Here is a 10,416-nt window from a genome sequence, read left to right as displayed (position 1 = left end):
ACCCCAGCGCACATTGCTACGGCGATATGCTTGCTCCAGCAGCGCTTCGCGCTCCCGTTCAAAACGTCGCAAGCAGGCGTTGATCAGCCCCTTGAAGCCGGCCGTTTTGCGGTCCAGGCCGGCGGCAGCCACTGCCTGACTGACCAGTGTATAGGCCTCATAGACCGGCACCCGCGGGTTGTCGCGCACTTCGCGCTCGTCTATTGACAGCAGGGACAAGGCGGTGATCAGCAGACTGTCCGCCAGCGAATTGGGCGGACTACGATCCAGGAGCAGATCTGCCAGCGCATGCCCGCGGGCCAGCTGGCGCATGACATAAAATGACAGTGATTGGACCGCCGCGCGCCGACTTGCCGGCTCGGCATTCAGTATGTCGGTCAGGGAACGGCCTTCGCCGACTGCCTGCACTGCGTATGCTGTTGCCAGCAAAAGCTCGCTTAAGGGCGGAGTGACCGACGCCGCTTGCGGCGAGATGGAGGGCTGGACAGGACTAGTCATTGACTGAAATCCCCGAGCATAAAAAATTGACTGTGCATATACACCGTTAGTGAGCGAAAATGGTAAAATTGCCTGATTATTCATTGCGATAGCAAGCAACCGGCAGCAGATGGCGGACTGGAAGAGCAAAAACAAGGCTTGGCGGTTCCCGGTGTTCTGCCAGAAATACGGTCTCTTTTGCAAGCCTCTTTTGTAAGCGTTACCGGCCAACCGGCTTCCAATGCGCGCAATAGCCCCTGCCCTGCAACCCCGTACTGTAAGTTAAGAATACAGCAGGACAGGCAAAACCGGCAGCGCCAGCGGCCTTGCTGCTGTGTTTGGGGCAAATGGCTCAAGCGCCTGTCAACCTGGCTGCCGGCCGTATAAACCAGGCAAAAACGTGTTGATAGGCGCCGTGCCTTTACCGAAACAGGGCCGGCAACAGAATCCGTTTCGATCTGCCGCAAGAATAAACCGGACGCCTCGGGATACGGTATTTTACTGCCCATACCCCATTAGGTCGCGTTGCTTCCCATTGTTTCGTATTTATTCTCTATATTTTAAAGGTTTTCTATGTCCGCTCCCCGCGTTGGCTTTGTCAGTCTGGGCTGCCCGAAGGCACTCGTTGACTCTGAACGCATCCTGACCCAGTTGCGCACTGAAGGTTATGATATTTCTCCCTCCTATGAAGGCGCCGACGTGGTCGTGGTCAACACCTGTGGCTTCATCGACAGCGCCAAGGCCGAATCGCTTGACGCGATCGGCGAGGCGATCTCCGCCAACGGCAAGGTTATCGTGACCGGCTGTATGGGCGTGGAGGAACAGGTCATTCGCCAGGTCCATCCTCGCGTGCTTTCCGTGACCGGTCCCCAGCAATATGAAGAAGTGGTCCGTGCCGTCCATGAGGTCGTCCCTCCCTCGCTCGACCATGACCCTTATGTAGACCTGGTGCCGCCACAAGGCATCAAGCTGACGCCCAGGCATTATGCCTATTTGAAGATTTCCGAAGGCTGCAACCATCGCTGCAGCTTCTGTATCATCCCGTCCATGCGCGGTGACCTGGTCAGCCGCCCGGTGGGCGACGTGCTGCAAGAGGCACAACGTCTGGCCAATGCGGGCGTCAAAGAACTGCTGGTCATTTCGCAGGATACCAGCGCCTACGGCGTAGACATCAAATACCGTAGCGGTTTCTGGAACGGACGCCCGGTGCGCACCCGCATGACCGAACTGTGCGAGGCCCTGTCCGAACTGGGTATCTGGGTGCGTCTGCATTACGTTTATCCTTACCCCAGCGTTGATGAAGTGATCCCGCTGATGGCCCAAGGCAAAATCCTGCCGTATCTTGATATCCCGTTCCAGCATGCCAGTCCCAAAGTCCTCAAGGCAATGAAACGCCCTGCCTTTGAAGACCGCACGCTGGCGCGCATTCACAAATGGCGCGAAACCTGTCCCGACCTGACCATCCGTTCCACCTTTATTGTGGGATTCCCTGGCGAAACAGAGGAAGACTTCCAGTATTTGCTTAACTGGATGACAGAGGCACAGCTGGATCGCGTGGGCTGCTTCCAGTATTCACCGGTAGAGGGCGCACCCGCCAACGCATTGGGCGATCATGTGCCCGATGACGTCAAGCAGGATCGCTGGGAGCGCTTCATGGCTCACCAGCAGGGTATTTCCACCGCCCGGCTGGCACGCAAGGTAGGACGTGAAATTGACGTTCTGATCGACGAAATCGATGAAGATGGCGATGCCGTGGGCCGCTCTCACGCAGATGCGCCGGAGATCGACGGCTGTGTGTTTATCAGCAGCCCTGAAAAACTGCAGGCTGGCCAGATTGTGCGCTGTACCGTGACTGACAGCAACGAATACGATCTGTGGGCCGATCATAAACCGCTATCTTGATTGTGATTTACAGATGAAGTCTCTGCCTTATCAGTTGCTGGCCTTTGACTTTGATGGCACGCTGGCCGATACTCTGCCGTGGTTTGATACGGTGCTGGCCAGCGTGGCGCAAAAATACGGGTTTCGCAACCCGGCCGAAGACGAGAAGGAACAGTTGCGGCACCGCGATGTGCGCCATATCCTGAGCACACTGGATATCCCCTTCTGGAAGGCGCCCGCCATTCTCATGGAATTTCGCCAGCGCATGCAGGAGGCCTCGCCGGATGTGCATCTGTTTGAAGGCATAGAGCAGGCCCTGGCTGCACTCAAGCACGCCGGCTACCAGATCGCCGTCCTGAGCTCGAACAGTGAAATCAATGTGCGTCGCACATTGGGCAGGGCGACCGAGTTCATCGACCAGTATCGCTGCGGCAGCGACCTGTTCGGCAAAGCATCCAGGCTCAAGACCCTGTACCGTCAGACCGGCTGCACGCCCGAAACCTGTTTGCTGATTGGCGATGAAATCCGCGACATCGACGCCGCGCGCGAATCGGGCTGTCATGCCGCCAGCGTGGCGTGGGGCTATAACCATCCCGAGGTGTTGTCTGCAAAAGGACCACAGTTTCTGTTTTGCACGCCGGATGATATCCAGGCCCAGTTACTGCCAGCTTAACGGCCTATAACGGACCCATAGCGTACCTACAATAACCCCAAACAACACGGCGCATGTTCCAGGCGCGCGCATCGCTCGCGGGCTGACCCGTGCAAGGCTCGGGGATCAGCCCTGTGGCAGCTTCCACCCCGTGACAAAAACCGCGACAGGCTGACGCTTTCCGCCCGCTTTCTGCAATTGCAATAGCCGCAGTGTGCCATTACCTGTAGCGATATCAATGCCCTCGGGGGTAACGGCCAGCACCTGCCCGGGCGCTGCCGAAGCAGAAGCCCCCGCGGCACCGGCCTCAAGCGCACAGGCATCCCACACCTTGACCGGGCTATCGATCCCCGGCAGCATCACGCTGGCCCCCGGTGCAGGGTTAAATGCGCGGATACGACGCGCCAGCGTAACGGCATCCTCTGATAAGTCCAGCGCCGCTTCGCGTTTGTCCAGTTTGGCGGCATACGTGACACCGGCCTGTGGCTGCGGGCTTGAGTGCAGCACGCCGTCCTTATCCAATGTCTGCAGCACCGCGACAATTTGCCGCGCGCCCATCACAGCCAGTTCATCATGCAGTTGCGTGGCATTCTGGTCCACAATGGGAAGGGTTTCGCTGGCGATGACATTGCCCGTGTCCAGGCCAGCGTCCATCTGCATGATCGCAATGCCGGTCTGGCTGTCGCCGGCTTCGATCGCCCGTTGGATGGGCGCCGCGCCGCGCCAGCGCGGCAACAGACTGGCATGGATATTCAGACAGCCATAGCGAGGCAGATCCAGGACCCACTGCGGCAAGATCAGGCCGTAGGCGGCCACCACCATGACGTCGGGCTGCAGCGCTTGCAGCGTCTGGCGGGCACTGGCGGCCTCGTCGGGATACTTGCCATCCAGGCGCAGACTGACAGGCTGGATCACAGGAATATTATGTGCAACCGCCTGCTGCTTGACCGGACTGGGCGTCAGTTTCATCCCCCGGCCCGCAGGACGATCAGGCTGCGTCATAACCAGAGGAACTGAAAACCCTGCCTGCACAATGGCGGCCAGCGCCTGGCGCGCAAATTCGGGCGTTCCCGCAAAAACAACATTCAGCATAATCGTGATACTTGGAAAGTGATGAACAATTGAGTAGCATACCTCAAAGACGCTTTTATTTTCAGCCCCAACCGACATGACCCATCAACATGATCATTCTGCGGTACCTGCGCGCCGGCTTGCCTCCTACCAGGCATCAGAGCTTGTCGCAGAAAGCGAACGCTCGCAGGTAGCCCGGCGCAGCACCTGGGTCAGCGTCGCCGTCAATATCATCCTTGTGATATTCCAGATCATTGTGGGCGTGTTCGCCCAATCTCAGGCGTTGATTGCAGATGCCATTCATTCACTGTCCGACATTTTTTCCGATTTTGTGGTGCTGTTTGCCAATCGTCATGCCGCCAGGGCGGCCGATGCCGGCCACCCCTTTGGGCACCGCCGTTTTGAGACCATCGCATCGTTGGCCATCGGGCTGATCATGCTTGGGGTGGGGCTGGCCATGGTATGGAGCGCGGGGCTGCGCCTGACCGACCCGTTAACGATCCCCACCGTGCATATGAGCGCGCTGTTTGTCGCAATCAGCGTGCTCATGGCCAAGGAACTGCTGTTTCGCTATATGTTGAATCAAGCGCAGCGCGTGCGCTCTGCCCTGCTGGTCGCCAATGCCTGGCATGCGCGCTCGGATGCAGCATCATCGCTGGTTGTCGGCATCGGGATTCTGGCAAACATTGCCGGGTTTCCCATGGCCGATCCGCTTGCCGCGCTGCTGGTGGGCGCCATGATTGCGCGCATGGGCGGCAAGTTCTCACTGCGGGCACTGAGCGATCTTGCCGATCACGCCGTGGACGACGAAATCGAACAACAGATTCGCCAGGCCTTGCATGACACGCCCAATCTGCAAGGGTTTCATGATCTGAAGACGCGCAAGAGCGGCGACATGATTCTGGTCGAAGTGCATCTTGAATTTCCTTCGGACATGACGATCCTGGCGGCGCATGACATTTCCGAACTGGCCTGCGCGCGTATTATGCAGATCGACGATATTTTGCAGGTGACGACGCACTTTGATCCGGTGACGGTCGCTCCCGCGGACACTGGCCGCGAGGTCAATAAATAAGAGATACTGAACGCCAGATATTACGCGTATACATTGTGCGGCGGCATTGGCCCATGCCTTGCAGCCACCAGATCGGGTTTGCTACTTTTGTCAGTGACAGCAGGCGCAATGATAGACGCCAACCGCGTTTTGACATAGCGGCCGGTGCCAATTGCGATCGTTATATTCGTCAGCAGAAACGCCTGACCGGTACAACGTCAGTAAGCATTGTCCGCCCGGCCCTGGCATGCATCACACCTTCCGATTCTTGAACGCCAGCGAAATTTTCGCAAACGCCACCTGCAGATCTTGTGTACCGCCCTGGAACACCACGGGTTTGCCTTTTTTTGTGAAGACCACCAGCCGCTTGGACGCGAGCATCGGCACAAACTTGGCGAAGGTCACGTCCTGCCAGGCCACTTCACGGCGGGTCAGCCAGCTTTGCCGCAAACCCTGTGAATCTATGGTGGTGACTGAGGTCTGCATATAGCGGGTCGTAACAGCGAGCGCCAGGAACACAACCAGCAGGATCAGACCCGTCATGGAAAACAGCACCTGCACCCCGGCCTTATTGAAAGCCACAAGCGACTGCAATACGATGAGACCCAGCACAACCCAGGCGACCGTTTTCACCCAGGCGGGCCATGCCTGCCCGCGAACGGGCAAGGGTTCGATCGAAGCGAGCAACTGGTCGCGTTCGGACTCGGAAAGCGGCAGGAAATTGATGACCATAAGTGCGCTTACGCCGCCTGCCGTTTGGTAATAATGGCCTTGCCGGCACGACTGGAATTGGCGCGCTGCAGGTAATCAGAGATCCACTGGCCGGTGCTGATGACCTGATCCAGGTCAATGCCGGTTTCGATGTCCATGCCATGCAGCATATACAGCACGTCTTCGGTGGCGACATTGCCGGTCGCGCCCTTGGCATAGGGACAGCCGCCCAGACCAGCCGCAGACGAGTGCACAATGGCAATACCCGCTTCGAGCGCGGCCAGAATATTGGCCAGCGCCATGCCATAGGTATCGTGAAAATGCGCAGACAACATGGCGGGATCGGCCACCGCCGACACGGCGTTCATGACTGCCGTCACCTTGCGCGGTGTGCCCACGCCAATCGTGTCGGCAATATCAATTTCGTGACAACCCAGTGCCAGCATGCGCTTGACGACATCGGCCACCGCAGCCGGTGCGATCTCGCCCTCGTACGGACAACCCAGCGCACAGCTGATGCTCGCACGCACGCGCAGGCCGGCCTCTTTGGCCGCACTGGCCACCGGCTCGAAACGCTCAATGGATTCGGCAATGGAGCAATTGATATTGCGCTGGGAAAAGGATTCACTGGCTGCGCCAAAGATCACCACCTCGTCGGCGCCAGCGGCAAGCGCCCCTTCGAACCCTTTCAGATTCGGCGTCAGAACGGAATAAATAGTGCCCGGCCGGCGCTCGATGCCAGCCATGACCTCTGCGCCATCGGCCATTTGCGGCACCCACTTGGGCGACACAAAAGAGGCCGCTTCCACATTCTGAAAGCCCGCAGCCGACAGGCGATTGATCAGCTCGATTTTAATGTCGGTCGGAACAAATTGTTTTTCGTTCTGCAGGCCATCGCGAGGCCCCACTTCAACCACTTTTACGCGTTCCGCAATTGCCATGACTATCTCCGATCAGGCTTGATTCTGTTTTTGATGATGCAGCTCGAGCATGCGAGCCAGCTCTTTCAGATGATTGCCAATGAAGGTGAGCGTGGTTTCGTCGGTAATCTTGCCACCTTCGCCTTCGGCCTTGTTTTGTACTGTGCCGACCATGATTTCGGGCCGATTGACCAGATGAATATTCATCGCAACCAGGATCTGGCGCAGGTGATATTGCATTCTGGCCCCGCCGATAGCGCCGCCTGAGGCCGAAATGATTGAGCCGACCTTGTTGTCAAACGGCAGCGGACGCAAGCGCGATACCCAGTCGATCGCGTTTTTGAGCACACCGGGCACCGAATAGTTATATTCAGGCGTCACAAAAATCAGGCCATCGGCCGCAACAATGGCGTCGGCAAACGTCTGGACTTCTTCGGGAAATCCGGCATCCTGCACGTCCTGGTTATAGTGAGGCAGCGTACCGATGGAAGGAGCGTAAACCAGTTCCAGATTATCCGGCGCCAGGTCAGCCAGTTGCCGGGCGATCGAGGCATTATAGGATTTTTCACGAAGACTGCCGATGATGATCAGAACTTTGAACTTGGTGCTCATTAAGCGCTCCTGTTTGGGCTTGGACATGAATAGAACCTGGCTGGCGCATCGTTGCCGACGCCCCTTTGGCGGCATGCTGCGGTGGCAATTGCCGGCACTGAAATACCGAGCGAACAACGCTGCGGCATGCGTGACGGCATCGACTTTGCTGCGTTGCTTATTGTAAGTGATTCACCCGTTGCAGATAGCGTCCGTCTGGCAGGCGCACTATTTTACCGGCCATTTCCAATTCGGTCAGCAACCCCGCCAGCGTGCCCACCGTGGTGTCAAGCCTGACCAGCAGCAAATCCATGGAGACCGGGTCAAACCCCATCTTCTCAAGCAGCGCCTGGTGTGCCGCATTGCTGGTGGTCGTGATCACGGCTGGCGTACTGCGCGCGTCGCCCGATTGCGCCTCCCGGCGCGTTCCAGGCGTTATGAGCGCCAGGGGTGTGGCCGCACGCTTCGAGCCAGGCTGCGGCTGCCGCCCGGATTCACGGCCCAGGCCGGCGCCAGGGCTGGGTGCCGAACCGCTGCGCGCAAGCTCTTCCAGAATGTCTTCGGCGGTTTCCACCAGCTTGGCGCCCTGCCGGATCAGCGCATGGCAGCCACGTGACAACGGCGAATGAATGGAACCCGGAATGGCAAACACCTCGCGACCGTTTTCCCCGGCCAGACGCGCTGTAATCAGCGAGCCGCTGCGTTGCGCGGCTTCGACCACCAGTACGCCGAGCGAAAGCCCTGCGACGATTCTGTTGCGGCGAGGGAACTGATGCACCACCGCTGCGGTATCCAGCGGCAATTCGCTCACCAGCGCCCCCTGCTCCCGGATCCGCATGGCCAGCCCCTTGTTGGCTGCCGGATAGACGCGATTGATGCCCGTTCCCATGACCGCAATGGTGGCCGGCGCCGCGCCACTGGCCAACGCGCCCTCGTGAGCGGCCGCGTCAATGCCCTGGGCCAGGCCGCTAGCGATGGTCCAGCCGGCATCGGCCAGATGTCGTGCGAAAGCGAAGGCATTATCGGTGCCGCCTGCCGTGGCCGAGCGCGCGCCCACCATGGCAAGCACGGGCCGGGACAGCGCCTGGGGATCGCCGTCCACATAAAGCAGGGACGGCGGATCGGCAGTATCCAGCAATCGGGCGGGATACAGTTCATCGGCCAGCGTCACGATATGATGGCCGGGGCGGGCAAGCCAGTCGAAAGTGCGCTCGATCAGGGTGTGGGTAACCGGGTCGACCGCTGCGGCCAGTTGCACCGCCTGTTTCTGGGGCACCACCTTCATCAGCGCCGCCACCGAGGCACCAAAAATATCCTGAGGCAGTCCGAAGGCAACCAGCAGATGACGGGCAGTGACCGGGCCTATCCCGGGTTCCAGCGTGAGACGAATCCACGCGTACCGCTCTTCATCTGACATTGCCATATCCATCCGCTTGAATTTGTGAAAAAACACCCTATTATAGGAATATAGTCGCAAGAGAATGATGATTTTTCTGCGGCACCCCCAGGATTCCGATGCATCATGCAATTTGACCTGCTGCGCCAGAGGGGCACGGCGGGCTGTGAACCCCAAGCAGCATCGATTTCAATTATAATATTGGCCATGGCACTCTTACCTATTCTTCAATTTCCCGATCCCCGGCTGCACACGGTAGCAAAACCGGTAGCCCAGGTGGATGACCGCATTCGCCAGCTCGTCCGCGACATGGCTGAAACCATGTATGCCGCACCCGGCGTGGGGCTGGCTGCGACCCAGGTCAACGTGCATGAACGCGTGGTGGTCATTGATGTCTCCGAAGAAGGCGACGACCTGCTGGCGCTCATCAACCCTGAAATTATCTGGAAAAGCGACGATAAACAGGTATATGAAGAAGGCTGCCTGTCGGTTCCCGGTGTTTACGACAAGGTGGAGCGCTCGGCCAGCATTCGCGTCCGTGCGCTCAACGAGCAGGGAGAAACCTTCGAATTTGACGCAGAAGGCCTGTTGGCCGTATGCGTCCAGCACGAACTGGATCACCTGCTGGGCAAGGTATTTGTTGAATATCTGTCGCCCTTAAAGCAAAGTCGCATCAAGACCAGGCTGAAAAAACAAGCCAAGGAACAGGCCGAGGCCTGATTGAGCAGGAACGGCCGGATGCAGACCCGCAAAGGCCACCGCTGTCCCCAGGAGCAGACGTGCCTGGACCCATCCGGATCGCAAGCGCGCCCATCGCCCTCGCCAATCAGCAATCGCCCATGGCCGATCATCAAATATAATTGTTCTGATTTCTCCACCGCCCCGGCAAACCTTTCCTGCCGGCCGGTGGTTGCTCACGGTCCGTCGATCCCTTCTGCCCGCCGCATGGCCCGGCCGCACCCGCGACAGGACTGCCAGCTAACATGAATGCGCCCTTTTTTGCCCTGCCGCCCAGTGCCATTTTTGAAGACGGGCGCAGCCGTCGGGACAGCGAGGCGCGGCTGCTGGATCAGGTCGACCGGCAGGGACAGCGCCTTGCGGTCATCCACCAAGCCAGCCAGGGAATCAGCGTGCCGCGCAGTTATCAGCGCAATCGACACTTTGAAGCGGCCAGCAAGCAGTTGGCCGCAGCGGGCCTGCCCGTCGATGTTCGCCTGTCCGGCGGGGGTGTGGTGCCCCAGGCGGCCGGGGTGATCAATTTACATCTGGCCTACCCGGTCCAGGCCAATTATCCGCTGCAGCATGTCGAAGCGCATTACCTTGGCCTGTGTGAACTGATTGCCCACGCGCTGGCTGCTTGCGGCATTCATGCTACGCCCCAGCCGGTGCAGGGCTCGTTCTGCGACGGCCGGTTCAATCTGGCTGTTGATGGTAAAAAAATCGCCGGCACGGCCCAGTACTGGCGTCGCAACCGGACGGCAACAACACCCGCTTTTTCGCTACTGTCGCATGCGGTGATTCTGATCAATGCCGACAGCACGAAACTGACCGACATGGCAAACCGTTTTGAAGTGGCGCTGCACAGCCCGGTACGCTATCTGCCGGAAAAAACCACATCGGTCGCGGCGTTACTGGGCAGGCCTGAGACTGACTTTGAACAGAT

At 58.8% G+C, this 10,416-nt stretch carries 10 protein-coding genes and 1 pseudogene; 5 read left to right on the top strand and 6 right to left on the bottom strand.

Features of this window, described 5'->3' with window-relative positions:
* Positions 1-498 (bottom strand): annotated as a pseudogene (locus ACTIKR_RS18510) (16S rRNA (cytosine(967)-C(5))-methyltransferase RsmB); the annotation flags it as partial.
* A gap of 552 nt (positions 499-1,050) precedes the next feature.
* On the opposite strand from ACTIKR_RS18510, the gene rimO reads away from it, so the two are divergent.
* The gene (gene rimO, locus ACTIKR_RS18505) at positions 1,051-2,379 is read left to right on the top strand and encodes a 30S ribosomal protein S12 methylthiotransferase RimO (protein WP_193088323.1); all 1,329 of its coding nucleotides are present in this window, start codon (positions 1,051-1,053) and stop codon (positions 2,377-2,379) included.
* 22 nt (positions 2,380-2,401) lie between these two features.
* Positions 2,402-3,031, top strand: coding sequence for an HAD-IA family hydrolase (locus ACTIKR_RS18500; RefSeq protein WP_370540205.1), 630 nt, complete (start codon positions 2,402-2,404; stop codon positions 3,029-3,031).
* A 105-nt stretch (positions 3,032-3,136) separates the two neighbouring features.
* Here ACTIKR_RS18500 and fmt read toward each other — a convergent pair whose 3' ends face one another.
* A complete protein-coding gene (gene fmt, locus ACTIKR_RS18495) occupies positions 3,137-4,099 on the bottom strand; it encodes a methionyl-tRNA formyltransferase (protein WP_442328636.1) in 963 nt (320 codons plus the stop codon).
* 79 nt (positions 4,100-4,178) lie between these two features.
* Between fmt and ACTIKR_RS18490 the strand changes: the two genes are divergently transcribed.
* Positions 4,179-5,156, top strand: coding sequence for a cation diffusion facilitator family transporter (locus tag ACTIKR_RS18490; protein ID WP_442328635.1), 978 nt, complete (start codon positions 4,179-4,181; stop codon positions 5,154-5,156).
* 231 nt (positions 5,157-5,387) lie between these two features.
* On the opposite strand, the gene ACTIKR_RS18485 is transcribed toward ACTIKR_RS18490, so the two are convergent.
* The 4 genes from ACTIKR_RS18485 to dprA all read right to left on the bottom strand — a co-directional run bounded on the left by ACTIKR_RS18485 (position 5,388) and on the right by dprA (position 8,786).
* Entirely contained in the window at positions 5,388-5,867 is a 480-nt protein-coding gene (locus tag ACTIKR_RS18485) for a hypothetical protein (RefSeq protein ID WP_193088326.1), read from the bottom strand.
* Between the two features lie 8 nt (positions 5,868-5,875).
* The gene (locus ACTIKR_RS18480) at positions 5,876-6,787 is read right to left on the bottom strand and encodes a hydroxymethylglutaryl-CoA lyase (protein ID WP_193088327.1); all 912 of its coding nucleotides are present in this window, start codon (positions 6,785-6,787) and stop codon (positions 5,876-5,878) included.
* Between the two features lie 12 nt (positions 6,788-6,799).
* On the bottom strand, positions 6,800-7,405 hold the full coding sequence (locus tag ACTIKR_RS18475; RefSeq protein ID WP_442328634.1) for an NADPH-dependent FMN reductase: 606 nt from the start codon (positions 7,403-7,405) through the stop codon (positions 6,800-6,802).
* 130 nt (positions 7,406-7,535) lie between these two features.
* Positions 7,536-8,786 carry a DNA-processing protein DprA gene (dprA, locus tag ACTIKR_RS18470; protein WP_370540202.1) on the bottom strand — a complete coding sequence of 417 codons (1,251 nt, stop codon included), beginning with the start codon at positions 8,784-8,786 and terminating at the stop codon, positions 7,536-7,538.
* Positions 8,787-8,960: 174 nt separating this feature from the next.
* Between dprA and def the strand changes: the two genes are divergently transcribed.
* Positions 8,961-9,473, top strand: a complete 513-nt coding sequence (gene def, locus ACTIKR_RS18465; RefSeq protein ID WP_193088329.1) for a peptide deformylase — start codon at positions 8,961-8,963, stop codon at positions 9,471-9,473.
* 263 nt (positions 9,474-9,736) lie between these two features.
* A partial coding sequence (locus ACTIKR_RS18460; RefSeq protein ID WP_442328633.1) for a lipoyl protein ligase domain-containing protein occupies positions 9,737-10,416 on the top strand: 680 nt, incomplete at its 3' end.

The sequence above is a fragment of the Advenella sp. genome (assembly GCF_052108595.1).
Taxonomy (GTDB): domain Bacteria; phylum Pseudomonadota; class Gammaproteobacteria; order Burkholderiales; family Burkholderiaceae_B; genus Advenella.
The sequence above is the reverse complement of the archived record's forward strand: the minus strand, read 5'-3'. Positions and strand labels throughout refer to the sequence as shown.

Coding starts and splice junctions, on each gene's coding strand:
- ACTIKR_RS18490 (WP_442328635.1), top strand. CDS start 4,179: ATGACCCATCAACATGATCATTCTGCGGTACCTGCGCGCCGGCTTGCC.
- dprA (WP_370540202.1), bottom strand. CDS start 8,786: ATGGATATGGCAATGTCAGATGAAGAGCGGTACGCGTGGATTCGTCTC.
- ACTIKR_RS18475 (WP_442328634.1), bottom strand. CDS start 7,405: ATGTCCAAGCCCAAACAGGAGCGCTTAATGAGCACCAAGTTCAAAGTT.
- def (WP_193088329.1), top strand. CDS start 8,961: ATGGCACTCTTACCTATTCTTCAATTTCCCGATCCCCGGCTGCACACG.
- rimO (WP_193088323.1), top strand. CDS start 1,051: ATGTCCGCTCCCCGCGTTGGCTTTGTCAGTCTGGGCTGCCCGAAGGCA.
- ACTIKR_RS18485 (WP_193088326.1), bottom strand. CDS start 5,867: ATGGTCATCAATTTCCTGCCGCTTTCCGAGTCCGAACGCGACCAGTTG.
- ACTIKR_RS18480 (WP_193088327.1), bottom strand. CDS start 6,787: ATGGCAATTGCGGAACGCGTAAAAGTGGTTGAAGTGGGGCCTCGCGAT.